This window comes from Streptomyces sp. NPDC058052 (genome assembly GCF_042885515.1).
Taxonomy (GTDB): domain Bacteria; phylum Actinomycetota; class Actinomycetes; order Streptomycetales; family Streptomycetaceae; genus Streptomyces.
In genome coordinates this window covers 348,160-362,987 of record NZ_JBHVRX010000001.1, presented here as the reverse complement: position 1 = coordinate 362,987, position 14,828 = coordinate 348,160, and the positions used below count along the sequence as shown (strand labels likewise).

Annotated in this window: 15 protein-coding genes; 6 read left to right on the top strand and 9 right to left on the bottom strand. The window is 72.3% G+C overall.

What is annotated here, in order from left to right; all coding sequences use genetic code 11:
• The 3 genes from ACFVU3_RS01780 (at position 1) to ACFVU3_RS01770 (ending at position 1,600) form a co-directional block, all read left to right on the top strand.
• Positions 1-414, top strand: coding sequence for a roadblock/LC7 domain-containing protein (locus tag ACFVU3_RS01780; RefSeq protein WP_030496939.1), 414 nt, complete (start codon positions 1-3; stop codon positions 412-414).
• A gap of 93 nt (positions 415-507) precedes the next feature.
• Positions 508-1,038 carry a DUF742 domain-containing protein gene (locus tag ACFVU3_RS01775; RefSeq protein WP_390062765.1) on the top strand — a complete coding sequence of 177 codons (531 nt, stop codon included), beginning with the start codon at positions 508-510 and terminating at the stop codon, positions 1,036-1,038.
• Positions 1,019-1,600, top strand: coding sequence for an ATP/GTP-binding protein (locus ACFVU3_RS01770; RefSeq protein ID WP_226651380.1), 582 nt, complete (start codon positions 1,019-1,021; stop codon positions 1,598-1,600). The genes ACFVU3_RS01775 and ACFVU3_RS01770 overlap by 20 nt, the downstream gene beginning before the upstream one ends.
• Positions 1,601-1,688: 88 nt before the next feature.
• Here the strand turns inward: ACFVU3_RS01770 and ACFVU3_RS01765 are convergent, their stop codons facing one another.
• From ACFVU3_RS01765 to ACFVU3_RS01755, 3 genes are all read right to left on the bottom strand, one after another.
• Positions 1,689-1,892 (bottom strand): acyl-CoA carboxylase subunit epsilon, encoded by a 204-nt coding sequence (locus ACFVU3_RS01765; protein WP_360317315.1) that lies wholly within the window; start codon positions 1,890-1,892, stop codon positions 1,689-1,691.
• Between the two features lie 15 nt (positions 1,893-1,907).
• A complete protein-coding gene (locus tag ACFVU3_RS01760; RefSeq protein WP_390062763.1) occupies positions 1,908-3,491 on the bottom strand; it encodes an acyl-CoA carboxylase subunit beta in 1,584 nt (527 codons plus the stop codon).
• Positions 3,492-3,696: 205 nt separating this feature from the next.
• Positions 3,697-4,206 carry a hypothetical protein gene (locus tag ACFVU3_RS01755; protein WP_390062761.1) on the bottom strand — a complete coding sequence of 170 codons (510 nt, stop codon included), beginning with the start codon at positions 4,204-4,206 and terminating at the stop codon, positions 3,697-3,699.
• 245 nt (positions 4,207-4,451) lie between these two features.
• Here ACFVU3_RS01755 and ACFVU3_RS01750 point away from each other — a divergent pair, with 245 nt between their 5' ends.
• Complete coding sequence (locus tag ACFVU3_RS01750; protein ID WP_390062759.1) at positions 4,452-5,057, top strand: YceI family protein; 606 nt, start codon at positions 4,452-4,454, stop codon at positions 5,055-5,057.
• A 142-nt stretch (positions 5,058-5,199) separates the two neighbouring features.
• On the opposite strand, the gene ACFVU3_RS01745 is transcribed toward ACFVU3_RS01750, so the two are convergent.
• A complete protein-coding gene (locus tag ACFVU3_RS01745) occupies positions 5,200-5,436 on the bottom strand; it encodes a DUF4267 domain-containing protein (RefSeq protein ID WP_390062757.1) in 237 nt (78 codons plus the stop codon).
• Between the two features lie 107 nt (positions 5,437-5,543).
• On the opposite strand from ACFVU3_RS01745, the gene dnaN reads away from it, so the two are divergent.
• Positions 5,544-6,653, top strand: a complete 1,110-nt coding sequence (gene dnaN, locus ACFVU3_RS01740) for a DNA polymerase III subunit beta (protein ID WP_390062755.1) — start codon at positions 5,544-5,546, stop codon at positions 6,651-6,653.
• Between the two features lie 67 nt (positions 6,654-6,720).
• On the opposite strand, the gene ACFVU3_RS01735 is transcribed toward dnaN, so the two are convergent.
• The 5 genes from ACFVU3_RS01735 to ACFVU3_RS01715 all read right to left on the bottom strand — a co-directional run bounded on the left by ACFVU3_RS01735 (position 6,721) and on the right by ACFVU3_RS01715 (position 13,226).
• Entirely contained in the window at positions 6,721-8,076 is a 1,356-nt protein-coding gene (locus ACFVU3_RS01735; RefSeq protein ID WP_390062753.1) for a hypothetical protein, read from the bottom strand.
• A gap of 54 nt (positions 8,077-8,130) precedes the next feature.
• Positions 8,131-9,762, bottom strand: coding sequence for a citramalate synthase (gene cimA / locus ACFVU3_RS01730; protein WP_189848069.1), 1,632 nt, complete (start codon positions 9,760-9,762; stop codon positions 8,131-8,133).
• Positions 9,763-10,046: 284 nt separating this feature from the next.
• Complete coding sequence (locus ACFVU3_RS01725; RefSeq protein ID WP_390062751.1) at positions 10,047-11,402, bottom strand: MFS transporter; 1,356 nt, start codon at positions 11,400-11,402, stop codon at positions 10,047-10,049.
• Between the two features lie 75 nt (positions 11,403-11,477).
• Complete coding sequence (locus ACFVU3_RS01720; protein WP_390063009.1) at positions 11,478-12,023, bottom strand: TetR/AcrR family transcriptional regulator; 546 nt, start codon at positions 12,021-12,023, stop codon at positions 11,478-11,480.
• Between the two features lie 183 nt (positions 12,024-12,206).
• The gene (locus tag ACFVU3_RS01715; protein WP_390062749.1) at positions 12,207-13,226 is read right to left on the bottom strand and encodes an agmatine/peptidylarginine deiminase; all 1,020 of its coding nucleotides are present in this window, start codon (positions 13,224-13,226) and stop codon (positions 12,207-12,209) included.
• Positions 13,227-13,397: 171 nt separating this feature from the next.
• Between ACFVU3_RS01715 and ACFVU3_RS01710 the strand changes: the two genes are divergently transcribed.
• On the top strand, positions 13,398-14,822 hold the full coding sequence (locus tag ACFVU3_RS01710; RefSeq protein WP_390062748.1) for a cytosine permease: 1,425 nt from the start codon (positions 13,398-13,400) through the stop codon (positions 14,820-14,822).
• Positions 14,823-14,828: the final 6 nt, after the last annotated feature.

The following is a 14,828-nucleotide window of genomic DNA, read 5'->3' as shown; positions in this document are numbered from 1 at the left end:
ATGAGCCAGGCGGCGCAGAATCTGAACTGGTTGATCACCAACTTCGTGGACAACACCCCCGGGGTGTCCCACACGGTGGTGGTCTCCGCCGACGGACTCCTGCTGGCCATGTCCGAGGGGTTCCCCCGGGACCGTGCCGACCAGCTGGCGGCGGTCGCCTCCGGGCTGACCTCGCTGACCGCGGGCGCGTCCCGGATCTTCGAGGGCGGCGCGGTCAACCAGACCGTGGTGGAGATGGAGCGCGGCTTCCTCTTCATCATGTCGGTCTCGGACGGTTCCTCGCTGGCCGTCCTCGCCCACCCCGAGTCCGACATCGGTCTCGTGGGCTACGAGATGGCCCTGCTGGTGGACCGCGCGGGCTCGGTCCTCACCCCGGACCTGCGGGCGGAACTCCAGGGAAGTCTTCTCAACTAACAGACACACAGTGCGTATCTGGTCACCGCACCGTTAGGGTGCGGTGACGCGGCTCCAAGGGACATGGACCGCGAGGCAGTCGGAGGAGGAGACGTGGGAACACCCCCGGGGGCGAACCCCTACAACGGTTTCGATGCGCATCAGGCGCCGATGGGCGACGCCGCGCAGAACCGGTACAACTTCCCTTCCGCACCCAGCAGACAGGGTGTCCAGCCCTACGGGCAGCCGCAGGCGCAGCCGGTGGCCCCGCGCTCGGCGGGCAGCTCCAGCGCCGGCGGCGGGCACAACCCGCTCGTGCGGCCGTACGCGATGACCGGCGGCCGGACCCGGCCGCGCTATCAGCTCGCCATCGAGGCGCTGGTCAGCACCACGGCCGATCCGTCCCGGCTGCAGGGGCAGTTGCCCGAGCACCAGCGGATCTGCCAGCTGTGCTTCGAGATCAAGTCGGTCGCGGAGATCTCGGCCCTCCTCTCCATCCCCCTCGGCGTTGCCCGGATCCTCGTCGCCGACCTGGCCGAGGCCGGACTTGTCGCCATTCACCAGCCCGGCGGCGACGAGGCCGCCGGCGGTCAGCCAGACGTGACACTGCTCGAAAGGGTGCTCAGTGGACTTCGCAAGCTCTAGCGGCGGCGCGGCCCGTTCAACCACCAGCGCGAAGATCGTGGTGGCGGGCGGCTTCGGCGTGGGCAAGACCACGTTCGTGGGTGCCGTCTCGGAGATCAACCCGCTGCGTACCGAGGCCGTCATGACGTCCGCGTCCGCGGGCATCGACGACCTCACCCACACCGGCGACAAGACGACGACGACTGTCGCCATGGACTTCGGCCGCATCACGCTGGACCAGGACCTGATCCTGTACCTGTTCGGCACGCCCGGCCAGGACCGCTTCTGGTTCATGTGGGACGACCTGGTCCGCGGCGCCATCGGCGCCGTCGTCCTCGTGGACACCCGCCGTCTCGCCGACTGCTTCCCCGCGGTCGACTACTTCGAGAACTCGGGCCTCCCCTTCGTCATCGCCCTCAACGGCTTCGACGGGAACCAGCCCTACAACCCGGAGGAGGTCCGCGAGGCCCTCCAGATCGGGCCGGACACCCCCATCATCACCACCGACGCCCGCCACCGCGCGGACGCCAAGAGCGCGCTCATCACCCTCGTCGAGCACGCCCTCATGGCCCGCCTGCGGTAAGTCCCGCCGGGCTCGTCGGCCGCACCGCCCACGCGAAAGGGCCCCCGCTCCTCGAAGGAGCGGGGGCCCTTTCCGTACGTCCGGGGCGTCAGCGCCAGCTGTGCGGGGCGCGGAAACCGTTCTCGCGCTCCAGGCGGCGCCAGCCGGCGGTGGTGCGGCCGTGGCCGGCGACGGCGGGCTCGGGCTGTGAGGCGGCGCGGGCGAGCAGGACCGCGGTGATGGCGGCCAGCTCCTCGGGGTCGGCGTGGCCCTTCTCGACGCGGAGAAGGTTGGCTGTGGCAGGCGTGGTCACTTCGGTGGGCTCCTCTTACTGAGGCGGGTTGCCGTGCTTGCGGGACGGCAGGTCGGCGTGCTTGGTGCGGAGCATGGCGAGGGACCGGATGAGCACCTGGCGGGTGTCGGCGGGGTCGATGACGTCATCGACGAGACCGCGCTCGGCCGCGTAGTACGGGTGCATCAGCTCGGCCTTGTACTCCTTGACCATGCGGGTGCGCATGGCCTCGGGGTCCTCGGCCTCCGCGATCTGCTTGCGGAAGATCACGTTGGCGGCGCCCTCGGCGCCCATGACCGCGATTTCGTTGGTGGGCCAGGCGTACGTCAGGTCGGCGCCGATGGACTGGGAGTCCATGACGATGTAAGCGCCGCCGTACGCCTTGCGCAGGATCAGCGAGATCCGGGGCACGGTCGCGTTGCAGTACGCGTACAGCAGCTTCGCGCCGTGGCGGATGATTCCACCGTGCTCCTGGTCGACGCCCGGGAGGAAGCCGGGGACGTCCAGAAGGGTGATGATCGGAATGTTGAAGGCGTCGCACATCTGCACGAAGCGCGCGGCCTTCTCGGACGCCTCGATGTCGAGGACGCCGGCGAGGGACTGCGGCTGGTTGGCGACGATGCCGACGACCTGGCCGTCGAGGCGGGCGAGGGCGCAGATGATGTTGCGCGCCCAGCGCTCGTGGATCTCCAGGTAGTCGCCCTCGTCGACGAGCTCCTCGATGACCTTGTGCATGTCGTACGGGCGGTTGCCGTCGGCGGGCACCAGGTCGAGCAGGACGTCCGAGCGGCGGTCGGCCGGGTCCTCGGAGGCGACGGTCGGCGGGTTCTCGCGGTTGTTCTGCGGGAGCATCGACAGGAGGTAGCGCACCTCGGCGATGCAGGTCTCCTCGTCGTCGTACGCGAAGTGCGCGACGCCGGAGGTCTCGGCGTGCACGTCGGCGCCGCCGAGGCCGTTCTGGGTGATCTCCTCGCCGGTGACCGCCTTGACGACGTCCGGGCCGGTGATGAACATCTGCGAGGTCTCGCGGACCATGAAGACGAAGTCCGTGAGGGCGGGGCTGTAGGCGGCGCCGCCGGCGCACGGGCCGAGCATCACGCTGATCTGCGGGATGACGCCGGACGCCTTGGTGTTGCGCTGGAAGATGCCGCCGTAGCCGGCGAGGGCGGAGACGCCCTCCTGGATGCGGGCGCCGGCGCCGTCGTTGAGGGAGACCAGCGGGGCGCCGGCCGCGATGGCCATGTCCATGATCTTGTGGATCTTGGTGGCGTGGGCCTCGCCCAGCGCGCCGCCGAAGATCCGGAAGTCGTGGGCGTAGACGAAGACCGTGCGGCCCTCGACGGTGCCCCAGCCGGTGATGACACCGTCGGTGTAGGGCTTCCTGGACTCCAGGCCGAAGCCCTGGGCGCGGTGCCGGCGGAGCTGCTCGACCTCGTTGAAGGAACCCGGGTCGAGGAGCAGCTCGATGCGCTCGCGCGCGGTCAGCTTGCCCTTCGCGTGCTGGGCCTCGGTCGCGCGCTCGCTGGGGCCGGCCAACGCCTGCTGCCGCAGGTCGTGCAGTTCGGCGACGCGGCCACGTGCGTCGGTGGGCTCGCTCGGGATCTCGTCGACAAGGGTCATGTACCGACCCTACGAACTCGACCAAGGAAACCCCGCCGTCGACTCCGTACAGTCTCGCGTGTCGATTCCTGGCGGGGCCGGACAGAACCTGGGACCCGACGGAGCGAGTCCACAGCCAGGAACCCCCTTTGCTTGTGGAGGTTCCACAAACGCATCGCGCGGGCCCCCAAGCCGCGGGGGCCCGCGCGGTCGGCGGCGGGGTGGGTCAGCAGCCGCCGCAGTTGTAGAAGGTCACGTCCCAGTGGTTGCCCTCGTCGGCGTAGACGTTGCCCGCGCCGGAGCGCCACTGCGGGGCGCCGTCCCCGCGCACGCCGATGTAGGTGAACGTGTTCTTGATGTAGTTCCCGAGGCACGTGTACTTGCTGAAGTCCAGCTTGTAGCCGTTCCAGTGCGAGTAGGTGCCGCCCGCGTGGCCGGTCTCGGTGCCGCCGGTGATGTTGAGCGCGCAGCCGCTGGCGCTCCTCAGGGTCTGGGCGCCCTGGGCGGTGGCGAGGTTGAGCTGTTCGAAGGAGGTGCAGGTGGGGTTGGTGCGGGTGGAGCAGCCTCCGGAGGACGACCAGGTGATGCCGGAGGAACGGAACATCGAGGTCGCGGTGGCGTGGCTGATCTTGGTGGCGGCGTGGGCCTCGCCGGCGGCGGTGAGGGCGCCGAAGCCGGGGGCGAAGAGGGCGCCGAGGACGAGGGCCAGGGCGGTGAGGACGGAGCGGAGCTTCACGGGGGTCTCCTCCTGCTGGTGACCGTGACGGGTGGGGACGGCTGTGCAGGTGGTGCTCGTCGCGCAGGGAGATGGTGCCGCAGTTCTACGCGCGTCCGCCAGAGGGCGTCGGCGCCCGCGTGACGCCGTTCGGATGAACCTCGGCGCTAGATGTTGAAAGTTGAACCGAATGGGGTTACAGTCGTTCTCGTTGAAGGTTCAACAACACCCCGTCTTCAACGACACCCCCCGACAAGGAGCACGTCATGGGTCTCTTCGGCCGCAAGAACACCGAGTCCGCCACCACCACCCTCCCCGTGGACCCGGCCCTGGCCGCCCTGACCGGCGACTACACCATCGACGCCGCGCACAGCAGCATCGGCTTCACCGTCCGCCACGCGATGGTCACCAACGTCCGCGGCTCCTTCGGCGAGCACGAGGGCGCCCTGACGCTGAACGGCAGCGACCCGGCCGCGTCCAGCGCCTCCATCGACGTCCGGATCGCCTCCATCGACACCGGCATCGGCGACCGCGACACCCACCTGCGCAGCGGCGACTTCTTCGACGCCGAGCAGTTCCCGCTGATGACCTTCCGCTCCACCGAGGCGGCGCAGCTCGGCGGCGACAAGTACCGCATCACCGGCGACCTGACCATCAAGGACGTCACCAAGCCGCTCTCCATCGACCTGGAGTTCAACGGCACGGCCACCGACCCGTACGGCAACGAGCGCGTCGGCTTCGAGGGCTCCGCCGAGATCCTCCGCTCCGAGTGGGGCCTCACCTGGAACGCGGCCCTGGAGACCGGCGGCGTCGTGGTCAGCGACAAGGTGAAGCTGAACTTCGACATCTCCGCGATCAAGAACGCCGCCTGACCCTCTCCCGCAGGGCCCGGACACGAGCGCGCCCGCCCTCCGCTGCACAGCGGACGGCGGGCGCTCGGCGTTCTCCGGAGCGGGTGGCGGGCGGGTCGCCGGCGGCCGGGACGGCCCGGGGCGCTCACAGGCCCGGGGCGCCTCACAGGGCGGGGGCGCTCACAGGGCGGGGGCGGGCCTCCGGCGCCGAGCCGGCGAGGAGGAGTCCGGCGGTGAGCAGGACCACGACCCCGGTGGCGGCGTGGATGCCGAGGGCCGCCGCGTAGCCGCCGCCGTGGGTGAGGACGGCCGCGGCGTCGCCGAAGGGGACGATCGCCATCAGCACCACCACGCCGAGGGTGCGGCGGCGGCCGAGCGCGAGCAGGGTGAGCGCGGACACCGTGAGCGCGCGCGCTCGGCTCCACGGCCCGGCTGCGGCCCGGCCCGCCGCGCGCCTGGAACCGCTCGCCGACGCCGTTGTCAGAGGCGGCCGTTAGCGTCGCCGGCATGGAGATCCACATCGACAGTGCCGTCCTGACCGAAGCCGTCGGACGGGCCGCGCGCGTCCTGCCCGCCCGCTCCCCCATGCCCGTCCTCGGCGGACTGCTCCTGGAGGCCGGGGAGGACGGCCGGCTGAGCGTCTTCGGGCTCGACCACGAGGCGTCGGCGCGCGTCGAGGTCGACGCGGAGACCGTGATCCCCGGCCGCGCCCTGGTGCTCGGCCGGCGGCTCCTCGACATCTGCAAGGTGCTGCCGCGCGGCCGGACCGGCCTCGCCGTGGAGGGCGCCCGGCTCTCGGTCACCTCCGGCGACGTGCGCTTCGGCCTCTCGCTGCTGCCGCTCGACGCCCATCCGGCGGCGCCGGCGCTGCCGCCGGTCCTCGGCGAGGTCGACGCGGCCGCCTTCGCGGAGGCGGTCGGCCAGGTCACGGCGGCCGCCGGGCGGGACGACGCGCTGCCGGTCCTCACCGGCATACGGCTCGCGCTGGACGGGCCGGTGATGACCCTGGCCGCCACGGACCGCTACCGGTACGCGGTCCGCGCCCTGGAGTGGTACCCGGACTCCGGCGCCGCCCCCGCCGAGCCCGCCGACGTCGTCGTGCCCGCCCGCCGTCTCGCCGAGACCGCGCGCTCCTTCCTCGCGGGCGGCCGGGTCCGGCTCGGGCTCGACGCCCACTCCATCGGCTTCGAGAGCGCCGGTCTGCGCACCACCGCCCGGCTGCTCGACGGCCGGCTCCCCCGCCACGACAAGCTGTTCGCCCTCGGCGACCACACCGTCGCGGTCACCGGCCGGACCGCGCTCGTCGAGGCGGTGAAGCGGGTCGCGGTGGTCGCCGAGGGCGACAGCCCGGTCCAGCTCGCCTTCGACGGCACGGTGCTCCGGCTCCAGGCGGGGTACGAGGACGACGTGGCCTCCCAGCGGCTGCCCGCCACGCTCACCGGCTCCGGCGCCATGACGGTCGCGTTCAACCCGGGCTATCTGCTGGACGCCCTGGACCGGTTCACCGCCGAGGAGGTACGGCTCCACCTGCTGGGCCCGGGCCAGCGCGCCCTGCTCACCGACGGCGACGACGACCGCCACCGTCACCTGCTGATGTCGGTGAAGCCGCTGGTCTGACGGGTGCGGGGGCGGGTCGGGCGGGGGCGACGAGCGCGAGAACGGGGGCGGGCGGCGGACGGGGCCGTCAGAAGCCTCCGCCGCCGTCGAAGCCGCCACCGCCGCCGAAGTCGCCGCCGCCGAAGCCCCCGCCTCCGCCGAAGTCGCCGCCCCCGAAGTCGCCGCCGAAGTCGCCGCCTCCGCCGAAGTCGCCGTCCTGGAAGTCGGGGCCTCCGTACTCGGAGGCGTACGCCGGGGTGGAGAGGGTCGAGCCCAGGAGGGTGCCCATGAGGAGGCCGGGCAGCAGACCGCCGCCGAAGTAGCCGCCCGCCCAGGGGCCGTACGCCGGGCCCGCCTCCCAGTAGGGGCGGCGGCCCGAGCCGGTCTCGACGGTTCGGGCGGCCGGCTCCTCGCCGTCGTCCAGCCGGGCCGCGTCGGCGGCGCAGACCGGGATCTCGCGGGAGGCCCCGCCGGCCGGGGTCCAGGTGCGGTCCTCGGTGGACGGGCCGTGGCGCGGGTCGAAGAAGCACGGGGGCCGGCGCTCGGGCAGCGGGCGGGAGCCGCGGCGGGCGTCGAGCACCGCCAGCGCGTAGCGGCCGTCCTCCAGGGCCTGGGTCACGCCCCGGACGTCGTGCGGTCTGGTCGCCGAGCCCATCCGGGACTTCGCCCGGTCGTAGGAGTCCAGGGCCTGTTCGTAGTCGGCGCGCATCGCCTCGTCGGCGCCGCGCTCGGCCGGGTGGAAGTCGAGCCGTTCCAGCTCCTCGCCAAAGGCGGTGATGTCCTCGTCGACGACGACCTGGAGCTTCTCCAGCGCGGCCCGCTCCTCCGCCTCCTTGCGCTTCCGCCGGCCGCGCACCACGGCGTAGGCGCCCGCGCCGCCGGCGGCGACGACCGCGCCGAGGGTGACGAGGCCGGCGACCGGCACGCCGGAGTCGGACGATCCGCCGGCCCAGGCGTCCGGCGCGGTGCCGCGCATGGCGGGGAGGGCCTGGTCGGCGAAGGCGTTCAGTTCGGTGGCGGCGTCGGCGCCGGGCCGGTCGACGGCGGTGACCATGTTCTCGACCGCGCCCGCCGACAGCACCCGGGTGTCGGCCTTCGCGTCGAAGCGGTCGCCGAGCCGCACGGCGTACACGCCGGCGATCCCGGTCTGCTCGCGCACGTTGTCGATGAGCCCCTGCGGCGGGTACTCCGCACCCTCCGGCAGCACGGCCACGAAGAGGGGCTTGTCGGCGTCCTCGATCCGCTGGGCGAGGGCGGCCGCGTCGGCCGCCGAGAGCTGGTCGGCGGCGCCGGGATCGACGTAGACCGGCCCCTCTCTCAGCGCCGCGCCCACGTCGGGGACGCCGGTGGCCCTGGCCCCCGCCGACGCGGGGGCCAGGGCCAGGAGCAGCAGGAGGATCAGCCCGGCGAGGGCCGACCACACCGATATCGCCCTGGTCCTCATGGTTCGAAATTACCCGAACGGGATCGAACTAGACATATCTGGCGAAGATCGGTCTCATTCGGCGGGGTCGACCCCGGCCCGCAGCAGACCGTAGGTGAAGGCGTCCTCGATGGCCTGCCAGGAGGCGGCGATCACGTTCTCGCCGACGCCGACGGTGGCCCACTCGGTGTTGCCGTCGCTCGTGGTGACGAGGACGCGGGTGGTGGACTCGGTGCCGTGCCGGCCTTCGAGGATGCGGACCTTGTAGTCGACCAGCTCGAACTTGGCGAGCTGCGGGTAGATCCGCTCCAGGGCCACCCGCAGGGCGCGGTCGAGGGCGTTGACCGGGCCGTTGCCCTCGGCGGTCGCGAGCATCCGCTCGCCCTTGGCCCACAGCTTGACGGTGGCCTCGTTGGCGTGGGTGCCGTCGGGACGGTTCTCGGTGATCGCCCGCCAGGACTCGGTGCGGAAGTAGCGGCGGGCCCGGCCCTCGGCCTCGGCGCGGAGCAGCAGTTCGAAGGAGGCGTCGGCGGCCTCGTAGGTGTACCCCTGGAGCTCGCGCTCCTTGACCCGCTCGACGACCCGGGCGACCAGGGCGCGGTCGCCGCCGAGGTCGACGCCGAGCTCCTTGCCCTTGAGCTCGATGGAGGCGCGGCCGGCCATGTCGGAGACGAGCATCCGCATGGTGTTGCCGACCAGCTCGGGGTCGATGTGCTGGTAGAGGTCGGGGTCGACCTTGATGGCGGAGGCGTGCAGGCCGGCCTTGTGGGCGAAGGCGGAGACGCCCACGTACGGCTGGTGGGTGGAGGGGGTGAGGTTGACGACCTCGGCGATGGCGTGCGAGATCCGGGTCATCTCGGCGAGGGCGCCGTCGGGCAGCACCTTCTTGCCGTACTTGATCTCCAGGGCGGCGACGACCGGGAAGAGGTTGGCGTTGCCGACCCGCTCGCCGTAGCCGTTGGCGGTGCACTGGACGTGGGTGGCGCCGGCGTCGACGGCGGCGAGGGTGTTGGCGACGGCGCAGCCCGTGTCGTCCTGGGCGTGGATGCCGAGCCGGGCGCCGGTGTCGGCGAGGACGGTGGCGACGACGGCCTGGACCTGGGCGGGGAGCATGCCGCCGTTGGTGTCGCAGAGGATGACGACGTCGGCGCCGGCCTCGTGCGCGGCGCTGACGACGGCCTTGGCGTAGGCGGGGTTCGCCTTGTAGCCGTCGAAGAAGTGCTCGCAGTCGACGAAGACGCGGCGGCCCTGGGCGCGCAGGTGGGCGACGGTGTCGCGGACCATCTCCAGGTTCTCGTCGAGCGTGGTGCGCAGGGCCAGTTCGACGTGCCGGTCGTGGGACTTGGCCACCAGGGTGATCACCGGGGCGCCGGAGTCGAGCAGCGCCTTGACCTGCGGGTCGTCGGCGGCGCTGCCGCCGGCCCTGCGGGTGGCGCCGAAGGCGACGAGCTGCGCGTGCTGGAAGGTGATCTCCTGGCGGGCGCGGGCGAAGAACTCGGTGTCGCGCGGGTTGGCGCCGGGCCAGCCGCCCTCGATGAAGCCGACGCCGAACTCGTCGAGGTGCCGGGCGATGGTCAGCTTGTCCGCGACGGTGAGGTTGATGCCCTCACGCTGGGCTCCGTCGCGGAGCGTCGTGTCGAAGACGTGGAAGCTGTCGTCGGCCGGGCCGGCGCCCGGACGGGGGCTCTCGCCGTTCTCGGTGGTCATGACTGTGTTGGCTCCTGTCGGATGTGGCTCCGGAAGGTATGGATCCACTTGCCCCCATTCTCACGCGCTGTCCGTCTCCGGTTCGGGTGGGGCCGGAAAACGAAAAAACCCCTCGCGGGTGCGAGAGGTCTGCGCGCGGGTCTGGGGCACGGTGGCCGCCGTCACGGGGGTGGAGTCCCGGGGTTCAGCGGTCACTGCGGACCGGCGCGCTGCTGCCGATAATCATCGTGGTAGCAAGCACGCCCGCAGTCTGCCACAGGCCCGCGCGGTTCAGGACTCGGATCTCACGATGCGGAATTCACGGCGGTGCCGGTCCTCCTGGCCGGCGGTACGGGGTCGGGCGCGGCGGCCGTTCCCCCGGAGGTGCCCACCCGGGCCAGGTCGATGTCGCGGGTCTCCCGCATCGTCAGGTAGACGATCAGCGAGACGGCCGCGCAGCCCGCCACGTACCAGGCGAAGCCGGATTCGACGCCGGCGTTCTTGAACCAGAGGGCCACGTACTCGGCGGTGCCGCCGAAGAGGGCGTTGGCGATCGCGTACGGCAGGGCCACCCCGAGGGCGCGGATGCCGGTGGGGAACAGCTCCGCCTTCACGCAGGCGTTGATCGAGGTGTAGCCGGTGACGACGAGCAGCGCGAGGAGCGAGAGGCCGAGGGCGGGCCAGAAGGAGTCGGCGCGCTTCAGCATCGTGAGGATCGGCACCGTGAGGAGGGTGGAGCCGACGGCGAAGGTGACGAGGAGGGGGCGGCGGCCGATCCGGTCGGAGAGCCGGCCGGCCAGCGGCTGGAGACAGGCGAAGACGATGAGCGCGCAGAAGGAGACCAGGGTGGCGGTCTGCTTGGGCAGGCCGGCGCTGTGGGAGAGGTACTTGGTCAGGTAGGTGGTGTACGTGTAGTAGGCCACCGTGCCGCCCATGGTGAGGGCGATGACGAGGAACGCCTCGCGGCGGTGGTCCCAGAGCGCGCCGAGGGTGCCCTGCCGGCCCGGGGCGACGCCTGCGTCGGCGGTCTCCTCGTACACCTCGGTCTCCAGCATGTTCCGGCGCAGGTAGAAGACGACGGCGGCGCCGAGGGCGCCGATGACGAAGGGGATGCGCCAGCCCCAGCTGTGCAGGGCCTCGGTGGAGAGGGTGTGCTGGAGGACGATCTGGAGGCCCAGGCCGAGGACCTGTCCGGCGGTCATGGAGACGTACTGGAAGCTGGAGGCGAAGCCGCGGTGGCCGGGGGCGGACGCCTCGGTGAGATAGGTGGCGCTGGCCGCGTACTCGCCGCCGACGGAGAGGCCCTGGAGGAGGCGGGCGACGAGGAGGACGGCGGCGCCGCCGTAGCCGGCGACGGCGTAGGTGGGGGCGACGGCGATGAGCAGCGCCGAGGCGGACATGAGGGTGACGGTGAGGGTGAGCGCGGCCTTGCGGCCCTTCCGGTCGCCGACCCGGCCGAGGAGCCAGCCGCCGACGGGGCGCATGAAGAAGCCGACGGCGAAGATGCCGGCGGTGTTCATGAGTTTGGCCGTGTCGTCGCCCTCGGGGAAGAAGGCGCCCGCGAAGTAGACGGCGAAGCTCGCGTAGACGAACCAGTCGAACCACTCGACCATGTTGCCGGCCGAGCCGACCCAGATCTTCTTCCAGTGATCTCGTCCCATGGTCCGGAACCGTGCCGGAGGGAACCCCCGCACAACAAGGGCGCAGAGGGCGACGATCGGGAGTACTTGCGTGCGTTACGTTCGCGGGATCAGGGTTTCGTCGATGAACTCCCTTACCTGAGCGAGGACTTCGTTCCGCCCTGTGCCGGGCAGGCCGACCGCGACGTGCACGCTGAATCCGTCCAGGAGTGCGCGCATCCGGGTGGCGAAGCGGTCCGGGTCCACGGGCCGGAACTCACCGCGCGAGACGCCCTCGGCGAGGATCGCGACGAGGTCCCGGTGCCAGGCCCCCTCGATGGCGGCCTGGCGGGCGCGGGCGTCCTCGGCGGCGTTCTGCGAGCGGTTCCAGACCTCCAGCCAGAGCGTCCAGTGCGGGTCGCGCGGCCCGACGGGCACGTACACGTCGACGTATCCGTCGAGGCGCTCCCGCGAGGTCCCGGGGCCGGAGAGCAGCGCCCCGCGCTCGGCCCCGAGCCGTCCCTCGCTCCACTCCAGGGTCTGGAGCAGCAGCTCGTCCTTGGTCCGGAAGTAGTACAGCAGGTGGCCGCTGCTCATCCCGACCTGCCGCCCGAGTCCGGCCATCGTGAGCCCGTCGAGCCCGCGCTCGGCGACGGTGTCCATCGCCGCCGCGAAGACGTCCTCACGGGGCGGGGCCGCCTGGTTGCGGCGGCGGGCGGGGGCCGGGTTGCTGCGCTGACTCACTCGTACGTTCTACAGGATGCGGCCGTCCGGCCCGCGCCCCGAGGCGTGCGGCACGACGGCGTACGGGATCCGCCGCTCGTGCGGCCGCGGCGAGCCGGTTCCCTACACCGCCGGCTGCTGCTGGGTGATGCAGTGGATGCCGCCGCCGCCCGCGAAGATCGTGCGGGCGTCGACCAGGACGACCTCGCGCTCCGGGAAGAGGCCGCGGAAGACGTCGGCCGCGATCTCGTCGTTCGGGTCGTCGAAGGCGCAGAGGATCACGGCGCCGTTGCACAGGTAGTGGTTGATGTACGAGTAGTCGACCCAGTCGCCCTCCTCGTCCTTCAGGACGGTGGGGGCGGGGATCTCCACGACCTCCAGGGGGCGGCCCTGCGCGTCGGTCCGGCCGCGGAGGATCTCCACGTACGTCTGCGAGCGGACGAAGTCCGGGTGGGCCGGGTCCTGCTGGCTGTGCACGACGACGGTGCCGGGCCGGGCGAAGGCCGCGACGATGTCGACGTGGCCCTGGGTGCCGTACATGCCGTAGTCGCCGGCCAGGCCGTGCGGCAGCCAGATCGCCTTGGTGGTGCCGAGCTTGGCGTGGATCTCGGCCTCGACCTGCTCGCGGGTCCACTCGGGGTTGCGGCCCGGGCCGAGCTGGACGGTGTCGGTCAGCAGGACCGTGCCCTCGCCGTCGACGTGGATCGCGCCGCCCTCGTTGACCAGCGGGCTGCTCAGGACGGGGACCTCCGCGAGCTCCGCGACGTGGCGGGCGGCCCGGGAGTCGTGCTCCCAGCGGGCCCAGTCCTGGGCGCCCCAGCCGTTGAACACCCAGTCCACGGCGGCCAGGCGGCCGTCCTCGTCCTTGACGAACGTGGGGCCGATGTCGCGCATCCACGCGTCGTCCAGCTCGCGCTCGACCAGCTCGACGTCGGGGCCGAGCAGCTCGCGGGCACCCTCGCCCTGGCCGGGGCCGTGCACGACGGTCACCGGCTCGAAGCGGCGCACGGCGCGGGCGACGGAGGCCCAGGCGGCGCGCGCGTCGGCCAGCTCGGCGTCGTCGGTGAAGGTGGGGTTGGGGCTGGGCCAGGCCATCCAGGTGCGCTCGTGCGGGGCCCACTCGGCGGGCATGCGGTAGGTCATGGCGGTGAGTCCTCGAGGAAGTAGAGGCGGTTCGGGGAGACAGGGGTCGACCAATTTGAGCGACACTCTAAATGCTGAGACGGTGACATCCAAGCATTGACGAGCAGTACAGGCACAGGTCACATTGAGCGGCACTCAAAACTGTCCCTCTTCTGCTCCTCCGGAGGTCCCATGGCGATCGAACAGCGCGGAGTCGACACCATCCCCGAGGCCGAACGCACCAGCGGCCCCCGCGACCTCGTCGCGATCCTCCTCGGCTCCAACCTCTGCCTGGGGGTGATCGTCTTCGGCTGGCTGCCCGTCTCCTTCGGCCTCGGCCTGTGGGGCTCGGTGACCTCCGTGGTCGCCGGCACGGTCGCCGGCGTCGCGGTCACCGCGCCGCTGGCCCTGGTGTCCCTGCGGACCGCCACCAACCTCTCCACCTCCTCCGGCGCCTTCTTCGGCGTCCGCGGCCGGCTCGTCGGCTCCGTGGTGGGACTGCTGCTCTCCCTGGGCTACACCGCCCTGACCCTGTGGATCGGCGGCGACGTCATGGTGGGCACCCTCGCCCGTCTGACCGGCCTCTCCGCCGGCGACGGGGCGCACGCCGTCGCCTACGCGCTGCTCGCGGCCTGCACGGTGGTGGGCGCCGTGTACGGCTACCGGCTGCTGCTCCGGCTCAGCAAGGCGCTCGCGGTCGGCATGACCGTCCTCCTCGCGGTGGGGATCGCCGCCTACGCGGGCGACTTCACCGCCGCGCCCGTCCCGGACACCCCGTACCTGCTCGGCTCCTTCTGGCCGACCTGGCTGTTCTCGGCGGTCGCCGCCGGCCTCAGCGGCCCGGTCGCCTTCATCACCCTGCTCGGCGACTACACCCGCTACGTCTCCCCCGCCCGGCACAGCGCCCGGACCGTCTGGCGGGCCACCTGTCTCGGGCTGCTCGCCGGCCTGCTGGTGCCGCAGCTCTTCGGCACGTTCACGGCGCTCGCCGCCCGCGCCGGCCTCGACTACGCGGGGCCGCTGGTCGCCGCCTCCCCCGCCTGGTACCTGGTCCCGCTGCTGCTCGCCGCCACCGCCGGCTCGATCGGCAACGCCGGCCTGATGCTCTACTCGATGGGCCTCGACCTCGACGCGATCCTGCCCCGGGCCACCCGGGCACGCGCCACCCTCGTGGTCGCCGCGGTCGCCACCGGCTTCGTCTTCCTCGGGCACTTCGCCTCGGACGCCCAGTCGGCGATGACCTCGTTCGTGCTGCTCCTGACGGCGATCGGCACCCCGTGGGCGGTGATCACCCTGATCGGGCACGCCCGCTGCCGGGGCGCGTACGACCCGGAGGCGCTCCAGGTCTACAACCGGCGCTCGCGCGGCGGGGTCTACTGGTTCTCGGCCGGCTGGCACCCGCGCGCCACGGTCTCCTGGGCGCTCGGCGCGGCGGTGGGCCTCGCCGCCGTCTCCACCCCGCTGTACGAGGGTCCGCTGCTCACCCTGACCGGCGGGATCGACTGCAGCTTCGTCCTGTCGGGACTCACCGGCGGCCTGCTGTACGCGGTCCTCACCCCCGCGCCGGAACGCGACGCGCCCGGGACGGAGGCCGTCCCGGGCGCGCTGGTCGACTGACCCGCG

Coding starts and splice junctions, on each gene's coding strand:
- ACFVU3_RS01760 (WP_390062763.1), bottom strand. CDS start 3,491: ATGACCCTTGTCGACGAGATCCCGAGCGAGCCCACCGACGCACGTGGC.
- ACFVU3_RS01720 (WP_390063009.1), bottom strand. CDS start 12,023: ATGGACACCGTCGCCGAGCGCGGGCTCGACGGGCTCACGATGGCCGGA.
- ACFVU3_RS01750 (WP_390062759.1), top strand. CDS start 4,452: ATGGGTCTCTTCGGCCGCAAGAACACCGAGTCCGCCACCACCACCCTC.
- cimA (WP_189848069.1), bottom strand. CDS start 9,762: ATGACCACCGAGAACGGCGAGAGCCCCCGTCCGGGCGCCGGCCCGGCC.
- ACFVU3_RS01780 (WP_030496939.1), top strand. CDS start 1: ATGAGCCAGGCGGCGCAGAATCTGAACTGGTTGATCACCAACTTCGTG.
- ACFVU3_RS01710 (WP_390062748.1), top strand. CDS start 13,398: ATGGCGATCGAACAGCGCGGAGTCGACACCATCCCCGAGGCCGAACGC.
- dnaN (WP_390062755.1), top strand. CDS start 5,544: ATGGAGATCCACATCGACAGTGCCGTCCTGACCGAAGCCGTCGGACGG.
- ACFVU3_RS01725 (WP_390062751.1), bottom strand. CDS start 11,402: ATGGGACGAGATCACTGGAAGAAGATCTGGGTCGGCTCGGCCGGCAAC.
- ACFVU3_RS01715 (WP_390062749.1), bottom strand. CDS start 13,226: ATGACCTACCGCATGCCCGCCGAGTGGGCCCCGCACGAGCGCACCTGG.
- ACFVU3_RS01735 (WP_390062753.1), bottom strand. CDS start 8,076: ATGAGGACCAGGGCGATATCGGTGTGGTCGGCCCTCGCCGGGCTGATC.